The 16,317-nt window shown below is 69.6% G+C and carries 12 protein-coding genes and 1 tRNA gene; 10 read left to right on the top strand and 3 right to left on the bottom strand.

Annotated features, from left to right (window positions below; genetic code table 11):
* The first annotated feature begins 11 nt into the window (after nucleotides 1–11).
* From serS to LBN7_RS06265, 9 genes are all read left to right on the top strand, one after another.
* The gene (serS, locus tag LBN7_RS06305; RefSeq protein ID WP_407361280.1) at nucleotides 12–1,328 is read left to right on the top strand and encodes a serine--tRNA ligase; all 1,317 of its coding nucleotides are present in this window, start codon (nucleotides 12–14) and stop codon (nucleotides 1,326–1,328) included.
* Nucleotides 1,325–2,146 carry an HAD family hydrolase gene (locus LBN7_RS06300; RefSeq protein WP_116634218.1) on the top strand — a complete coding sequence of 274 codons (822 nt, stop codon included), beginning with the start codon at nucleotides 1,325–1,327 and terminating at the stop codon, nucleotides 2,144–2,146. The genes serS and LBN7_RS06300 overlap by 4 nt, the downstream gene beginning before the upstream one ends.
* A 42-nt stretch (nucleotides 2,147–2,188) precedes the next feature.
* Nucleotides 2,189–2,273: transfer RNA gene (locus LBN7_RS06295), tRNA-Ser, on the top strand.
* Between the two features lie 25 nt (nucleotides 2,274–2,298).
* Nucleotides 2,299–3,522 (top strand): LCP family protein, encoded by a 1,224-nt coding sequence (locus tag LBN7_RS06290; RefSeq protein WP_407361279.1) that lies wholly within the window; start codon nucleotides 2,299–2,301, stop codon nucleotides 3,520–3,522.
* 60 nt (nucleotides 3,523–3,582) lie between these two features.
* On the top strand, nucleotides 3,583–4,587 hold the full coding sequence (locus LBN7_RS06285) for a LacI family DNA-binding transcriptional regulator (RefSeq protein ID WP_116634220.1): 1,005 nt from the start codon (nucleotides 3,583–3,585) through the stop codon (nucleotides 4,585–4,587).
* A 140-nt stretch (nucleotides 4,588–4,727) separates the two neighbouring features.
* Nucleotides 4,728–6,425 carry a glycoside hydrolase family 13 protein gene (locus tag LBN7_RS06280; protein WP_407361278.1) on the top strand — a complete coding sequence of 566 codons (1,698 nt, stop codon included), beginning with the start codon at nucleotides 4,728–4,730 and terminating at the stop codon, nucleotides 6,423–6,425.
* Nucleotides 6,426–6,467: 42 nt separating this feature from the next.
* Complete coding sequence (locus LBN7_RS06275; RefSeq protein WP_407361277.1) at nucleotides 6,468–7,838, top strand: ABC transporter substrate-binding protein; 1,371 nt, start codon at nucleotides 6,468–6,470, stop codon at nucleotides 7,836–7,838.
* Nucleotides 7,839–7,841: 3 nt separating this feature from the next.
* Nucleotides 7,842–8,807 carry a carbohydrate ABC transporter permease gene (locus tag LBN7_RS06270; protein WP_407361276.1) on the top strand — a complete coding sequence of 322 codons (966 nt, stop codon included), beginning with the start codon at nucleotides 7,842–7,844 and terminating at the stop codon, nucleotides 8,805–8,807.
* Nucleotides 8,804–9,751, top strand: coding sequence for a carbohydrate ABC transporter permease (locus LBN7_RS06265; protein ID WP_407361275.1), 948 nt, complete (start codon nucleotides 8,804–8,806; stop codon nucleotides 9,749–9,751). The genes LBN7_RS06270 and LBN7_RS06265 overlap by 4 nt, the downstream gene beginning before the upstream one ends.
* On the opposite strand, the gene LBN7_RS06260 is transcribed toward LBN7_RS06265, so the two are convergent.
* Complete coding sequence (locus LBN7_RS06260) at nucleotides 9,748–10,329, bottom strand: TetR/AcrR family transcriptional regulator (protein ID WP_407361274.1); 582 nt, start codon at nucleotides 10,327–10,329, stop codon at nucleotides 9,748–9,750. The two genes, LBN7_RS06265 and LBN7_RS06260, sit on opposite strands and share 4 nt — an antisense overlap.
* A 93-nt stretch (nucleotides 10,330–10,422) precedes the next feature.
* On the opposite strand from LBN7_RS06260, the gene LBN7_RS06255 reads away from it, so the two are divergent.
* On the top strand, nucleotides 10,423–12,747 hold the full coding sequence (locus tag LBN7_RS06255; RefSeq protein ID WP_407361273.1) for a glycoside hydrolase family 3 C-terminal domain-containing protein: 2,325 nt from the start codon (nucleotides 10,423–10,425) through the stop codon (nucleotides 12,745–12,747).
* A gap of 13 nt (nucleotides 12,748–12,760) precedes the next feature.
* On the opposite strand, the gene LBN7_RS06250 is transcribed toward LBN7_RS06255, so the two are convergent.
* Nucleotides 12,761–14,161, bottom strand: coding sequence for a rhamnulokinase family protein (locus LBN7_RS06250; RefSeq protein WP_407361272.1), 1,401 nt, complete (start codon nucleotides 14,159–14,161; stop codon nucleotides 12,761–12,763).
* 22 nt (nucleotides 14,162–14,183) lie between these two features.
* A complete protein-coding gene (locus LBN7_RS06245) occupies nucleotides 14,184–16,226 on the bottom strand; it encodes a bifunctional aldolase/short-chain dehydrogenase (RefSeq protein ID WP_407361271.1) in 2,043 nt (680 codons plus the stop codon).
* Nucleotides 16,227–16,317 lie beyond the last annotated feature (91 nt).

The following is a 16,317-nucleotide window of genomic DNA, read 5'->3' as shown; positions in this document are numbered from 1 at the left end:
AGACTTGGTGGATGATCGACCTCGCACTCCTCCGCGACCAGCCGGAGATCGTCCGCCGTTCGCAGGCCGCCCGTGGAAACGACCAGGGCACCGTCGACATCGCACTCGAGGCCGACCGATCGCGTCGTGCCGCGCTGACGACGTTCGAGGAGCTGCGCGCCGAGCAGAACGCGTTCGGCAAGCAGGTCGCGAAGGCGCCGAAGGACGAGAAGGCGGCTCTCGTCGCCCAGGCCAAGGAGCTCGCCGACCGCGTCAAGCAGGCGCAGCAGGCGGCGAACGAGGCATCGGAGGCAGCGGCGGCGGCGCTCGCCCGGATCGAGAACGTCGTGATCGACGGCGTCCCGGCGGGCGGCGAGGCCGACTTCGTCGAGCTGCGCCGCGTCGGCGACGTGCCCGCCTTCGACTTCGAGCCCCGTGATCACCTCGAGCTCGGCGAGCTCCTCGGGGCGATCGACATGGAACGCGGCGCGAAGGTGTCGGGTGCGCGCTTCTACTTCCTCCGCGGCATCGGCGCGCGCCTCGAGATCGCCCTCATGAACCTCGCCCTCGACAAGGCGCTGCAGAACGGCTTCGTGCCGCTGATCACGCCGACCCTCGTGCGGCCGGAGATCATGCAGGGAACCGGCTTCCTCGGCGAGCACGCCGACGAGGTCTACCACCTCGACAAGGACGACGACCTATACCTCGTCGGCACCAGCGAGGTCGCGCTCGCCGGGTACCACAAGGACGAGATCGTCGATCTGACGGACGGCGCCCTCCGCTACGCCGGCTGGTCCACCTGCTACCGCCGCGAGGCCGGCTCGCACGGCAAGGACACCCGCGGCATCATCCGGGTCCACCAGTTCAACAAGCTCGAGATGTTCGTCTACACGAACCCCGACGACGCGGAGGCCGAGCACCTCCGCCTCGTCGCGCTGCAGGAGGAGATGCTCACCTCGCTCGGCCTCGCCTACCGCGTGATCGACGTCGCGGCCGGCGATCTGGGGTCGAGCGCCGCACGCAAGTACGACATCGAGGCCTGGGTTCCGACCCAGGGGGCGTTCCGCGAGCTCACGTCGACCTCGAACTGCACGACCTTCCAGGCGCGCCGGCTGGACGTGCGTCACCGGCCCGCCCCTTCGACGGGCTCGGGGACCCAGGGTGCAGCGGAGGGGGCTGCGAAGACGCAGCACGTGGCCACGCTCAACGGCACCCTCGCCACCACGCGCTGGATCGTCGCTCTGCTCGAGACCCACCAGCAGGTCGACGGATCGGTGCGCGTGCCCGAGGTGCTGCGCCCGTACCTCGGCGGACTCGACGTGATCCGCCCGCAGGGATCCACCTCATGAGCGAACCCTGGCTCGTCGGCCTCGACGTCGACGGCACGATCCTGCTGCAGGACGAGACGATGAGTCCCGGTGTGCCCGAGGCGGTCGCCCGTGTGCGGGAGGCGGGGCACGAGGTCACCATCGCCACCGGCCGCAGCTGGATGGCGACGCGACGCTATGTCGAGGAGCTCGGCCTGACGGCGGAGTACGTGGTCTGCTCGAACGGCGCCGTGACCATGCGCCGCGTCGACGGGGAGTGGGAGCGCTGGAAGATCGAGACCTTCGATCCGCGGCCGGTCCTCGCACTGCTGCAGGAGCGCCTGCCGGACGCGCGATACATGGTCGAGCTCGCCTCCGCGCAGCGTCTCTACACCGCGCAGCTCGACGACTGGACCCTCGACGGCGGACGCCAGGTCGACTTCGACGAGCTGGGAGCCGAGCCGGTCTCGCGCATCGTCGTCGTCTCGCCGGGCCACGACGAGGAGGACTTCCACCGACTGGTGGCGGATGCCGGGCTCAACGAGGTCTCCTACGCGATCGGCTGGACCGCGTGGCTCGACATCGCCCCGCAGGGCGTCGACAAGGGCACCGCCCTGGAGCAGGTGCGCACCGCGCTCGGCGTCGACGGCAGTCGCGTGCTCGTGGCCGGCGACGGCCGCAACGACATCGGCATGTTCGGCTGGGCGCGGTCCCACGGAGGTCGTGCGGTGGCGATGGGGCAGGCTCCGGACGAGGTGAAGGATGCCGCGAGCGAGGTCACGGACGACGTGGCCGATGGCGGCCTGGCGACGGCTCTCGACACGCTTCCAGCACCCGCCCAGGTCGACGCGTCAGAATAGAACTCGGCTAGACTCACGCGTTGTCGGCAGATTCGTCTGTCGGGAGGGTTGTCCGAGCGGCCGATGGAGCTGGTCTTGAAAACCAGTGGGCAGAGATGTCTCGTGGGTTCGAATCCCACACCCTCCGCATACTGAACCCCGAAAGGCCACGAGTGAGCGAGAACTCCCGACGGCGTCGCACCATCGCGCGACACGGTCAGCAGCGCACCCCGGGGGCAGTCGGGCAGCTGTTGAAGTTCCTCGCCATCGGCCTCGCCGTGGTGCTCGTCAGCGGTTTCGGCGTCGGCGCGTACATCCTCTACGACTTCTCCAGCACGGTCTCCGCCAACGCGGTCGACCTCGAGGGGCAGGAGCAGCTCCCGCCGGACATCGGAGAGTACAAAGAGGGCTTCAACCTCGTCCTCACCGGTGTCGACACGTGCGAGGAGAAGTACAAGGACCTCTTCGGCGATCGCTGCACCGGTGCGGATTCCGAAGGCACGCTCAACGACGTGAACCTCCTGGTCCACGTCTCGCAGGAGCCTCGTCGCATCACCGTCGTCAGCTTCCCCCGCGACCTGATGGTCCCGATCCCGGAGTGCACCGACCCCGAGGGTGAAGTGCACTCGGGCATGAGCAAGCAGCCGCTCAACGTCGCCTACACCGACGCCGGGCTGAACTGCGTCGCCAAGACGATCTCCGCGCTCACCGGGCAGGAGATCCAGTTCGCGGCCTCGGTCACCTTCGGCGGCGTGATCGAGATCACGAACGCGATCGGCGGCGTCGAGGTCTGCCTCGCCAGCCCGATCGACGACGTGTACACCGGCCTCGACATGGAGGCGGGAACGCACTACCTGCAGGGCCTGCAGGCGCTGCAGTTCCTCCGCACCCGCCACGGCGTCGGCGACGGCAGCGACCTCGGCCGCATCGGCAACCAGCAGCAGTACATGTCGAGCCTCGCTCGCGCGCTGATCAGCGGCGAGACGCTCGGCAACGTGCCGGTCATGCTGAAGCTCGCGAACATCGGTCTCAACAACCTCGAGACCAGCACCTCGCTCGCCGACCCGATGAAGATCGTGCAGATCGCCCTGGCCGTGAAGTCGGTGCCGTTCGAGGACATCGTCTTCCTGCAGTACCCGACCGTCGGCGACAGCGACGATCCGAACAAGGTCGTGCCCAACGAGCAGGCGGCGAGCGTCATGTGGGACGCCATCGCGGCGAACGCGCAGCTGCAGATCACGCACCAGAACACCAGCAACGACGGTGTGGTCGTGCAGGAGGCCGCGCCGCCTGTGGACGGCGCGACCCCGGACCCGACGGTGGTCCAGCTCCCCGACACGATCAAGGGCAACTCCGCCGCGCAGCAGACCTGCTCGAACGGCAACGTCCGCGAGTAGCATCCTCCGCGCTTGCAGCGCGTTTGCGCGATCTTGCAAGAACTTGCGTACACTGACCCCATGTCGAAGCGACTCGCCGAGGTGGCGCGCAAGGTCGGTGTGAGCGAGGCCACGGTCAGCCGCGTGCTGAACGACAAGCCGGGCGTCTCGAGTGCGACGCGCCAGGCGGTGCTCACCGCTCTCGACGTGCTCGGCTACGAGCGGCCGACGAAGCTGCGGGGCGAGCGTGCGCGACTGGTCGGCCTCGTGCTGCCCGAGCTGCAGAATCCGATCTTCCCGGCTTTCGCCGAGATCGTCGGCGGCGCCCTGACGCAGAACGGGTACACGCCCCTGCTGTGCACGCAGAACGCGGGCGGCGTCACCGAGTCGGACTACATCGACCTGCTCCTCGCCCAGCAGGTGTCCGGAGTGATCTTCCTCGGCGGCAACTACACGCAGGCGGATGCCGCGCACCAGCACTACGAGAGGCTGCGTCAGGTCAACCTGCCGACCGTGCTGGTCAACGCCCGCGTCCCCGAGCTGCAGTTCGCCACGGTCTCCACCGACGATGCCGCCGCCGCCGAGCAGGCCGTGCTCCACGTGCACCAGCTGGGGCACCGGCGGATCGGCCTCCTGCTCGGCCCGGGCGATCATGTGCCGTCGCAGCGGAAGCTCGACGCCGCGCGCCGACTGCTCGAGCGACTCGGCACCCCGCTCTCCGACGACCTCGTCGTCCGCGGCATGTACTCCCTCGAATCGGGGCAGGCCGGGGCTGCACGCCTCCTCGAGGCCGGGGCGACCGCGATCGTCTGCGCGAGTGATCCGATGGCGCTCGGCGCCGTGCGCGCGGCCCGCCGCGCGGGCTTCTCGGTCCCCGGAGACGTGAGCGTGGTCGGCTTCGACGACTCCGCCCTGATGAGCTGCACCGAACCGCCCCTGACGACGGTGCGTCAGCCGATCGAGTCCATGGGGCGGGCGGTGATCGCCCTCCTCCTCGCGCAGATCGCCGGCACGGCTCAGCCGATCGACGAGCTCCTCTTCGAGCCCGAGCTCGTCCTCCGGGCGTCGACGGGGCCTCTGGCCTGACCCTTCGGGATCCGGTCGGCCCGCCGCCGACTTTCATGCGGTCCGCAAGAATCGCAAAATTGCGACAAATTGTTTAGTTCTTGCGCCAAACGTGAGGTAAAGCTACATTCGGGACATCGCCACCGACGACGAGGAGTTCCGTGGACACCGATGTTCTGCGCAGCACCGCCCCCGTGCCTGCACGCACCGCCACCCTGCCGGCGGATGAGGGATGGTGGCGCACGGCCGTGATCTACCAGGTCTACGTGCGCAGCTTCGCGGACGGGAACGGCGACGGTGTCGGCGACCTCGCCGGAGTCCGCACGCGCCTCGGGTACCTCAAGAGCCTCGGCGTCGATGCTCTCTGGTTCAACCCCTGGTACCGGAGCCCGCTGGCCGACGGCGGATACGACGTGCAGGACTACCGCGACATCGACCCGCGGTTCGGCACGCTGGAGGAGGCGGAGCAGCTCATCGCCGAGGCCCTCGCGCTCGGCATCCGCACGATCATCGACATCGTCCCCAATCACATCTCCGATCAGCACGAGTGGTTCCAGCGTGCACTGGCCGCGGGCCCGGGGAGTCCCGAGCGCGAGCGCTTCTGGTTCCATCCCGGGCGTGGGGAGACCGGCGACGGCATCCCCACCAACTGGGTCTCCAGCTTCCAGGGCGAGACCTGGACGCGCACGCGGAACCCCGACGGCACGCCCGGTGAGTGGTACCTGCACCTGTTCACGCCCGAGCAGCCGGACCTCAACTGGAACCACCCCGACGTGAGGCGCGAGCACGAGGACATCCTGCGCTTCTGGTTCGACCGCGGGGTCGCCGGCGTGCGCATCGACTCCGCCGCGCTGCCGGTCAAGGACGCGGCCCTCCCGGATCTGCCTCCCGGGAGCGCGCCGGCGATCGGGCATCCGCACATCGATCGCGACGAGCTGCACGACATCTACCGGGACTGGCGCGCCGTCGCCGACGAGTACGACGGCGAGCGGGTGCTCGTGGGGGAGGTGTGGCTCGAAGACGCCGAGCGCTTCGCCCGCTACCTGCGCCCCGGCGAGATGCACACCGCTTTCAACTTCGGCTTCATGACGCAGCCGTGGAGCGCGCAGGCCATGCGCGACTCGATCACCCGCACGCTCGCCGAGCATGCGCCCGTGGGCGCCCCGGCCACCTGGGTGCTGTCCAACCACGACGTCACCCGCCCGGCGACGCGCTACGGCCGGGCCGACTCCTCGTTCGCCTTCGATCGCAAGCGCTTCGGGACCCCGACCGATGCCGCGCGCGGGCGGGAGCGGGCGCGCGCCGCCGCGCTGCTCGTGGCAGCCCTCCCCGGCAGCCTCTACATCTATCAGGGCGACGAGCTGGGACTTCCGGAGGTGGAGCTGCCGCTCGACGCGATCGAGGACCCCATGCATTTCCGCTCCGGCGGGGTCGACCCGGGGCGGGACGGATGCCGCGTGCCGCTGCCCTGGTCCGGCACCGCGACCCCCTACGGGTTCGGCGGGACGCCCTGGCTCCCGCAACCGGGGGACTGGGCGCCCCTCAGCGTCGACGCGCAGGAGCACGACCCGGCATCCACGCTGAATCTGTACCGCGACGCGATCGCGCTGCGCCGCGACGTCGAGGACCTCGCCGAAGGCGGCTTCTCCTGGCTGGAGCTCGGCGCCGACGTGCTGGCCTTCCGGCGCGGCGACGGGGTGCTGAGCATCACGAACCTCGGTCCGACGCCGGTGCCGCTGCCCGCGCACCACGAGGTCCTCCTCGCCAGCACGCCTCTCGACGGTGCGCTGCCGCCCGACTCCACGGCCTGGCTCGCCCTGCGCCCGCTGCCGGAGCGCGCCGGCGGAGCGCACCACTGAACCCTGCACGACCCGATCAGCAATCACATGGAAGGAAAGACGATGAAGTCACCGAAGAGGACCCTGGTCGCCGGCGTCGCCGTGCTGGCCACGGTCACCGCTCTCGCCGGCTGCTCCGCAGGCGGAGACGAGGGCAGCGCGAGCGGCAAGACCGAGCTGCGCGTCGCGACGTTCCCGCCCGGGGCCGATGCCGCGGCCTACGACGCGTTCGCGGCGCAGGAGAAGCAGTTCGAGAAGGAGCACCCCGACATCGACATCATCGGGGTCGAGTACGAGTGGGAGGGTCCGACCTTCGCCGTGCAGCTCGCCGGCGGCAGCCTGCCCGACGTCTTCACCGTGCCGTTCACCGACTCCAAGACGCTCCTCGAGAACGGGCAGCTCATGGACGTCACCGACGCGATCGACGAGCTCGGCTACACCGACAAGTTCAACCCGATCATCCTCGACGGCGTCACGGGCGACGACGGCAAGCTCTACGGGTTCCCGCGCCAGGCCTACGCCGCGGCACTCCACTACAACCGCGATCTGTTCGAGCAGGCGGGTCTCGACCCCGACAACCCGCCGCAGACATGGGACGAGATCCGCGAGGCCGCGAAGGCGATCACGGATGCGACCGGCAAGGCCGGCTACGCGCAGATGGCGATCAACAACACCGGCGGCTGGCAGCTCACCTCGCAGACCGTCGCCCGCGGCGGACGCACGCAGACCGACAACGGCGACGGCACGGCGGAGTCGACCATCGACAACGATGCGACGAAGGCAGCGCTCCAGTTCCTGCATGACGTGAAGTGGACGGACGGCTCCTTCGGGTCGAAGGTCGACCTCGACTGGGGCACGATCAACCAGGAGTTCGCCGCCGGCAACATCGGCATGTACACGTCGGGCTCCGACATCTACACGGCGCTGGTGCGCGACTTCGGCATGGACTCCGCGATCTACGGCATGACCGTGGTCCCGCTCGAGGGCGACGACCCGGGCACGCTCGGCGGTGGGGACATCGCCGTGATGAGCCCGACCATCGACGAGAAGACCAAGGCCGCCGGCGTCGAGTGGATCGACTGGTACTACATGCAGAAGCTCATGGACAAGGACGCCGCGGTGCTCGACGCCAAGACGCTCGACGAGTCGGGCCAGGCGGTCGGCACACCGCTGCTGCCGGTGCTCAGTCGTGAGCTCTATGACGAGTCGCAGGAGTGGATCGCCGATTACATCAACGTCCCCGTCGATCAGATGAAGCCGTTCAGCGAGCGCATCTGGGATCAGACGCCGGTCGGCGAGCCGAAGGTGAAGACCCAGGAGGTCTACTCGCTTCTCGACTCGGTCGTACAGACCGTGCTCACGGACCAGAACGCCGACATCGACGCTCTCCTCGCTCAGGTGCAGACCGAGGCGCAGGCGAAGCTCGACGAGTAGTCGATGACGATGACGCTCTCCGAACAGCGGGCGGCGGTGGAGGATTCTCCGCCGCCCGCTGTGCGCCGACCCCGCCGCCGCTCACCGCTCACCTGGTATCGCGGCGGCGGGCTGGCGAACCTCGTGTTCGTCCTGCCGATGCTGTTCGTGTTCGTGTTCTTCTCCTGGTCGCCGATCGTGCAGTCCGTGATCATGAGCCTGCAGAAGACGAACCTGATCGTCGCGGAATGGGTCGGCTTCGACAACTACCTCGCGGTGATCGGCGACCCCGAGCTCGGTCGGGCCGTGATCAACACGCTCTGGTTCGCGGTGCTCGCGCTGCTCTTCGGGTTCCCGCTGCCGCTGCTGATGGCGGTGCTGATGAGCGAGGTCCGCCGCGGCAAGGGTCTCTACTCCGCCCTTGCTTATCTCCCGGTCGTCATCCCCCCGGTCGTCGCCGTGCTGCTGTGGAAGTTCTTCTACAGCGCCGATCCGTCGGGCGTCTTCAACACCGTGCTCGGCTGGGTGGGCATCCCGCCGCAGCCGTGGATCCAGGATGCCGTGCAGGCGATGCCGTCCCTCGTGCTCGAAGCCACCTGGGCCGGGGCCGGCGGCTCGATCATCATCTACCTCGCCGCTCTGCTGGGCGTCCCACCCGAGCTCTACGACGCGGCGGAGGTCGACGGCGCCGGCATCTGGAAGAAGGTCTGGCACGTCACGCTGCCGCAGCTGCGCGGCATCCTCTTCATCATGCTGATCCTGCAGGTCATCGCGACCGCGCAGGTGTTCCTCGAGCCGTTCCTGTTCACCGGCGGCGGTCCTGCCGGCGCGACGAAGACCGTGCTGCTGTACATCTACGACAAGGCCTTCCGGAACAGCCTGGGCGGCGACTACGGCGAGGCGACCGCGGTCTCGGTGCTGCTCGCGATCGTGCTGGCCGTCCTCTCCTGGCTGTACTTCACGCTGACCGACCGATGGAGCACGACATGAGCCTCACGACCCGCCTCTCGACGCGCGCGGCGGAGCGAGCCGCAGAACGCGCCGCCGACCGCGTGGGGGATCGCACCGTGATCTCCGACTCGGAGCGCCGGCGCCCCGGCATCCGCGTCGGGATGTCGATCACGCACGTGTTCCTCGCAGTCGGGCTGGTGGTCGCCGGACTCGGGCCGATCCTGTGGCTCGCGAAGTCGGCGGTGACGCCCACGCAGGACACCCTGCAGCAGCCCTTCGCGCTCTGGCCGAACGGCATCGACTGGGCGAACCTTCAGGCGGCGTGGAACGACATCCACATCGACCAGTACTTCCTGAACACGGTCGTCATCGCGCTCGGCGCCTGGTTCGTGCAGCTGTTCATCGCGACGACCGCGGGCTACGCGCTGTCCGTGCTGCAGCCGCGGTACGCGCCGCTGCTGAACGCGCTCGTGCTCGCCACGCTGTTCATCCCCGGCATCGTGCTGCTGGTGCCGCTGTACCTGACGATCGTGCATCCGCCGCTGCTGGGCGACGTGAGCCTGCTCAACAACTACCTCGCGGTGTGGCTGCCGATGGGGGCGAACGCCTTCAACATCCTGCTCGTGAAGCGGTTCTTCGACTCGCTGCCTCGCGAGGTCTTCGAGGCCGCCCGCACGGACGGCGCGGGCCCGTTCCGCCTGTTCTGGTCGATCGTGCTGCCGATGTCGAAACCGATCCTCGGCGTCGTCTCGGTGTTCGCGATCATCGCCGCGTGGAAGGACTACCTCTGGCCGATGCTGGTGCTGCCCGACCCCGCCGTGCAGCCGCTGTCGGTGCGGCTTCCCGCCGTGCAGTCGCAGACCGAGCTCGACGTCTTCCTCGCCGCGCTCGCGATCGCCACGCTCATCCCGATCGCGATGTTCCTGGTCTTCCAGTCCGTGTTCCTGCGCTCGGCAGGACTCGGGGGAGCGGTGAAGGGCTAGTCGCCGCGCGCGGGCGACGGGGCCAGCGTGTCGATCAGCGCGGCCATGATGCCGGGCATGTCGACCGTCGGGTCGATCATCCACTGCAGCTGCAGGCCGTCCGATGCCGCCTGGATGATCCGCGCCAGGGTGTCGGGGTCGAGGGCCGGACGCTGGTCGTCGTTCGTGAAGCTCTCGGCGATGCTCGAGCGCAGCCGCTCGCTGCGCTCGAGGAAGTAGTCGTGCGCGGGATGAGCGGGGTCGGCGGCATCCACCGCGAGTCGTGAGAACAGGGCGACCAGGCCGGGCACCTGCGTGTTGTGGCGGATGACCTCGAGGAAGCCGTCCCTCGCCCCCTCCGCGTCGAGGAAGGCGGGATCGAGGCCGTCGTGCTCGTCGCGCTTGCGCAGCACCGCGGTGAAGAGCTCCTCCTTCGAGCCGAAGTAGTGCAGGAGGGCGGCGGGAGTCACACCGACGACCTCGGCGATCTCCTTGAGAGACGCGTTCTGGTATCCCTTCCGGCCGATGACGTCGAGCGCGCTCTCGAGGATCTCCTCGCGTCGCGCGACGCCCTTCGCGTAAGAACCTCGGACAGCCATGAGTCGAGACTAATCCTGAATGACGTTTGGAATCTAATACTGAAGGGCATATAGTTTTCGCAAGGACACCGCCGTCGCTGCGAAAGGAAGACCATGACCGAGATCTCGGCCTCCGACCTGACCCTCGAGGAGAAGGCGTCGTTGACCAGCGGCGCGGACTTCTGGACCACGAAAGCGGTCGATCGGGCCGGCATCCGCTCGGTGATGATGACCGACGGCCCGCACGGCCTCCGCAAGCAGATGGGCGGCACGGATCACCTGGGTCTCTCCAGCAGCGTTCCGGCGACCTGCTTCCCGCCCGCCGTCGGCATCGGTTCGTCGTGGGATCCGGAGCTCATCGAGCGGGTCGGCGCGGCGATCGGTGTCGAGGCCGCGATCGAAGACGTCGCGGTCGTGCTCGGACCCGGGATCAACATCAAGCGGTCGCCGCTGTGCGGGCGCAACTTCGAGTACTTCTCCGAGGATCCGATCGTCTCGGGCGTGCTCGGCGCCGCCTCCGTGCGCGGCGTGCAGTCGCAGGGCGTCGGCACGTCGCTCAAGCACTTCGCCGCGAACAACCAGGAGTTCGACCGGATGCGTGCGAGCTCCGACGTCGATCCTCGTCCGCTGCGCGAGATCTACCTGCGCGGCTTCGAGCGGGTCGTGAAGGATGCCGCGCCGTGGACGGTCATGTGCTCGTACAACAAGCTCAACGGCGTCTGGACCTCGGAGGACCCGTGGCTGCTCACGAGCGTGCTGCGCGAGGACTGGGGCTTCGACGGGCTCGTCGTCTCGGACTGGGGCGCCGTGAACGACCGCGTCGCCGGCGTCGCCGCGGGGCTCGACCTCGAGATGCCGGCATCCGGCGGACGCACCGACGCGCAGCTCGTCGCGGCCGTGCGCGCCGCGACGCTCGATGAGAGCGTGCTCGACACCGCCGCCGCCCGCATCGTCGACCTCGTGCGCAAGGCGGGTGAGCGCCCCGTCGTCGATGGTCCGCTCGACGTCGACGCCCATCATGCTCTCGCCCGCGAGGCGGCCGGTCGGTCGATCGTGCTCCTCAAGAACGAGGCCCGTCGCGCGGTTCCCGAGCCTGTCGAAGGGCAGGGGCCCGTCCTGCCGCTCGCGCCGACGCGGCGGATCGCGGTCATCGGCGCCTTCGCGACGGAGCCCCGCTTCCAGGGCGCCGGTTCCTCGCTGATCAACCCCACCCGCGTCGACACGGCGCTCGACGCGCTGCGAGCCGTCGGCGGCGACCTCGTGTCCTACGCTCCGGCCTTCGCCGTCGAGGGCGGTGCGATCGCGGCATCCGGTCGTCCGGCGGACGAGCTGCGGGCCGAGGCCGTCGCGGTGGCTGCCGCCGCCGAGGTGGCCGTGGTCTTCCTCGGCCTGCCCGCAGCGGAGGAATCCGAGGGCTTCGATCGCGAGCACATCGACCTTCCCGCCGACCAGCTCGTCCTGCTCGATGCCGTGGTCGAGGCGAACCCGCACACGGTGGTCGTCCTGTCCAACGGCGGCGTGGTCGCCCTGCCCTTCGCCGACCGCGTGCCCGCGATCGTGGAGAGCTGGCTGCTGGGCCAGGCGGGAGGCAGCGCCGTCGCCGACGTGCTCTACGGTGCCGTCAACCCCTCGGGGAAGCTCACCGAGACGATTCCGGTGCGCCTGGCGGACAACCCCTCCTTCGGCAACTTCCCCGGTGAGTTCGGGCACGTCCGCTACGGCGAGGGCCTGCTCGTCGGCTACCGCTGGTATGACGCGAAGGGGCTCGACGTGACGTTCCCCTTCGGTCACGGGCTGTCCTACACGACCTTCGCCTACGGCAGCACGACCGCCGAGGTCGGCCCCGACGGCGACATCGTCGTGCACCTCGAGGTGACGAACACGGGTGCCCGCGACGGACGCGAGGTCGTGCAGGTGTACGTCGCGCCGGTCCGGTCGATCGTGCAGCGCGCGCCGCGCGAGCTCAAGGCCTTCGCCTCTGTGGAGCTCGCCGCCGGAGAGACCAGGACCGTCGAGCTCGTGGTGCGCCGCCAGGACCTCGCGTACTGGGACGTGCGCGTGGATCGGTGGATCGTCGAGGGCGGCGAGTACACCGTCGATGTCGCCGCATCCAGCCGCGACATCCGCGCGACGGTCTCGGCGCAGGTCGAGGGGGACGAGATCCTCCTCCCGCTCACGCTGAACTCCTCGGTCGGAGACGTCCTGGCGCACCCGATCGCCGGGCCGATCGTCATGGGCGCCCTCGGCGGCTTCCTCGGCGAGCTGTCCGGTGCCGACTCCTCGGCGGCGTCGATGATGCCGAACGACGAGGCGATGGAGAAGATGATGGCCTCGTTCCCGATCGGCCGACTCATCGGCTTCCCCGGCGTCGACGTCTCGCACGAGCAGGTCGAGCAGCTGCTCGCGGCCGCGAACGCGGGTGGTTCCGTCCCGGCGTGACCGATGGCTCCCGCTACCCGCGCGGTTCGAAGCGCGTGGGGGCGTGGGTCGCCGCGACCAGCGCGCGCAGATCCTCCAGCGTCGAAGGTGCGGCGTCGAGCGCGCGCGCCTGCACCAGCACGTTGCCGAGAGCGGTCGCCTCGACGGGGCCGGCCAGCACGGGGAGGCCCGTGCGGTCGGCCGTCGCCTGGCAGAGCAGGCGGTTGAGCGACCCGCCGCCGACGAGGTGGATGCCGTCGATCTCGGGTCCGGCGAGAGCGGATGCCGTCTGCACGGCCTCCGCGAACGCCGCCGCGATCGACTCGACGATGCTCCGCGCGAAGCCCGCTCTCGACGACGGAGCGTCCGCGCCCAGAAGGGCCGCGATACGGGTCGGCATGTCGCCCGGCGCGCTGAGCGACGGGTCGTTCGCATCGAACAGCGGCACGTCCTCGTCGACGGCGGATGCCGCGGCCAGCAGCTCCGGCAGGTCGACGGGTGTGCCGTCCTCGGCCTCCCAGGCGCGCACCGTCTCGCTGAGCAGCCAGAGCCCGGTGACGTTGTGCAGGAACCGGTAGCGGCCATCGACGCCGAGCTCGTGCGTGAAGTTCGCGTCGCGCGCGGCATCCGTCAGCACCGGGTCCGTCAGCTCCAGACCCACGAGGCCCCAGGTGCCGCACGAGATGTACGCCGCCGAGGGCGTGGCCATCGGCACCGCTGCGACCGCGGAGGCGGTGTCGTGCGAGCCGACGGCGATGACCGGCAGTCGGGCGCCGATGCGCTCGACCAGCTCGGGGCGGAGTTCGCCGACCACCGTGCCGGGGTCGACGAGATCCGGCAGCAGGGCGGCGGGGATGCCCAGCCGATCTGCGAGCTCGGTGTCCCACTCCCCGCTCCCGACGCGCAGCAGCCCTGTCGTCGAGGCGTTGGTGCGCTCGGCGACGCGCGCGCCGGTGAGGAGGAAGGCGAGGAGATCCGGGATGAGCAGCGCCGTGTCGGCGTCGGCGAGGCGCGTGTCGACGCGGTACTGGTACAGGGTGTTGAACGGCAGGAACTGCAGGCCGTTGCGACCGTAGAGCTCGGTGAAGGGGGCGATCGCGTGCACCTCCTCGACGCCGCGCGCCGTCCGCTCGTCCCGGTAGTGGAAGGGCTCGGCGAGCAGCTCGCCGTGCGCGAGGAGCCCGTAGTCGACGGCCCACGAGTCGATGCCGATGCTCTCGATCGCCGGCTCCCGTCGGACCGCCTGCGCCAGCCCCTCGACCACGTGCTCGTACAGCGCCGCGAAGTCCCAGTGCAGGCCGTCCTCGCGTTCGACGGGGCCGTTGGGGAAGCGGGAGACGAGCTCGAGCTCGAGCGTGCCCTCGTCGACGCGCCCGATCATGACCCGACCGCTGGTCGCCCCGAGGTCGACGGCCGCGACGGCGCGCAGGGTCATGACGTCCTCCCGACCGAGGAGGTCATCGCAGGAAGGCCGCGGCGACGCCGGAGTCGACGGGGATGTGGAGTCCGGTCGTGCGGCTGAGCTCGGGTCCGGTGAGCACGAAGACGGCATCCGCCACGTTCTCGGGCACGACCTCTCGCTTGAGGATCGTGCGGTTCGCGTAGTACTGGCCCAGGTCCTCTTCGGCCACGCCGTAGGTCGCGGCGCGGTTGGCGCCCCAGCCCGAGGCGAAGATGCCGGAGCCGCGCACGACGCCGTCGGGGTTGATGCCGTTCACACGGATACCGTACTCCCCGAGCTCCACGGCCAGCAGCCGCACCTGGTGCGCCTGGTCGGCCTTGGTCGCCGAGTAGGCGATGTTGTTCGGGCCCGCGAAGACCGAGTTCTTCGACGAGATGTAGATGATGTCACCGCCGAGCTTCTGGTCGATGAGCGCCCGGGCCGCAGCCTTCGAGACGAGGAACGAGCCCTTCGCCATCACGTCATGCTGCAGGTCCCAGTCCTTCTCGGTGGTCTCCAGCAGCGGCTTCGAGAGGGAGAGCCCCGCGTTGTTCACGACGAGGTCGACGCCGCCGAACGCGAGCAGCGCCTGGTTCAGCGCGGCCTGGATCGCGTCGGCATCCGCCACGTTCGCCGCGACGCCGATCGCGACGTCGGTGTTCCCGAGCTCCGCCGCGGCGGCCTGCGCCTTCTCGAGGTCGAGGTCGGCGATGACGACGCAGGCGCCCTCCGCCGCGAGACGGGTGGCGATGGCCTTCCCGATCCCGGATGCCGCACCCGTGACGAACGCGATACGGCCCTGGTGGCTCTTGGGCTTCGGCATCCGCTGCAGCTTCGCCTCCTCCAGCGCCCAGTACTCGATGCGGAACTTCTCGGCGTCGGAGATGGGGGAGTAGGTGGACAGCGCCTCTGCGCCGCGCATCACGTTGATGGCGTTGACGTAGAACTCGCCGGCCACGCGGGCGGTCTGCTTGTTGGCGCCGTAGGAGAACATGCCGACGCCGGGGATCAGGACGATGAGCGGGTCGGCGCCCCGGATCGCGGGGGAGTCCGTCGACGCGTGCGCGTCGTAGTAGGCCTGGTAGTCGGCGCGGTACTCCTCGTGGAGCTCGTGCAGACGCGCAGTCTGCTCCTCGATGGATGCCGTCGGGGGCAGGTCGAGGATCAGCGGCTTGACCTTGGTGCGCAGGAAGTGATCGGGGCAGCTGGTGCCGAGGGCGGCGAGAGCCGGCGCCTTCTCGGACGCCAGGAAGTCGAGCACGACGTCGGCGTCGGTGAAGTGGCCGATCTGGGGGCGGTCGTGCGAGGCGATGCCGCGGACGGTCGGGGCGAGGGCGGCGGCGCGCTCGCGACGCTCGCTCTCAGGCAGGGCCTCGTAACCGGCGCGGACGCCGCCGAAGGGCTCCGCCTTGCCGTGCGCGGCGATGTACGCGGCGGCCGTGTCGATGATCCAGAGGGAGTTCGCCTCGACCTCTTCGGAGGTGTCGGCCCACGCGGTGATCCCATGACCGCCCAGGATGCAGCCGATCGCCTGCGGGTTCTCGGCCTTGATCGCCGCGATGTCGAGTCCGAGCTGGAAACCGGGGCGCCGCCACGGCACCCAGACGACCTTGTCGCCGAAGATGGTGGACGTCAGCGCTTCGCCGTCGGCGGCGGTCGCGATCGCGATGCCGGAGTCGGGGTGCAGGTGGTCGACGTGCGCGGCATCCACGAGGCCGTGCATCGCCGTGTCGATCGAGGGAGCCGCGCCGCCCTTGCCGTGCAGGCAGTAGTCGAAGGCCGCGACCATCTCGTCCTCGCGCTCGAGCCCGGGGTAGATGTCCGTCAGCGCGAGCAGACGGTCGAGCCGCAGCACGGCGAGTCCGGATTCCTTCAGCGTGCCGAGGTCTCCGCCGGATCCCTTGACCCAGAGCAGCTCGACCGGCCGGCCGGTTACCGGATCGGTCGCCGCGCCCTTCGCGGAGGTGTTGCCGCCGGCGTAGTTCGTGTTCTTCGGGTCGGCGCCCAGGCGGTTCGACCGCGCGATGAGAGCGGCAGCGGTGGGATCGGCATCAACCATGGGAGACTCCTGACGTTGTGATGTCTTGTGAAGTATTACAAAAGATAACCGGCGGTGCAAGCGGCAGGGCGACCGCTGCGGCTCGCATCGG

Origin of the sequence: Microbacterium sp. LBN7 (assembly GCF_045690345.1) — a bacterium.
Taxonomy (GTDB): domain Bacteria; phylum Actinomycetota; class Actinomycetes; order Actinomycetales; family Microbacteriaceae; genus Microbacterium.
Note: the sequence above shows the minus strand (reverse complement) of the source record. Positions and strands in the feature narration are given on the sequence as shown.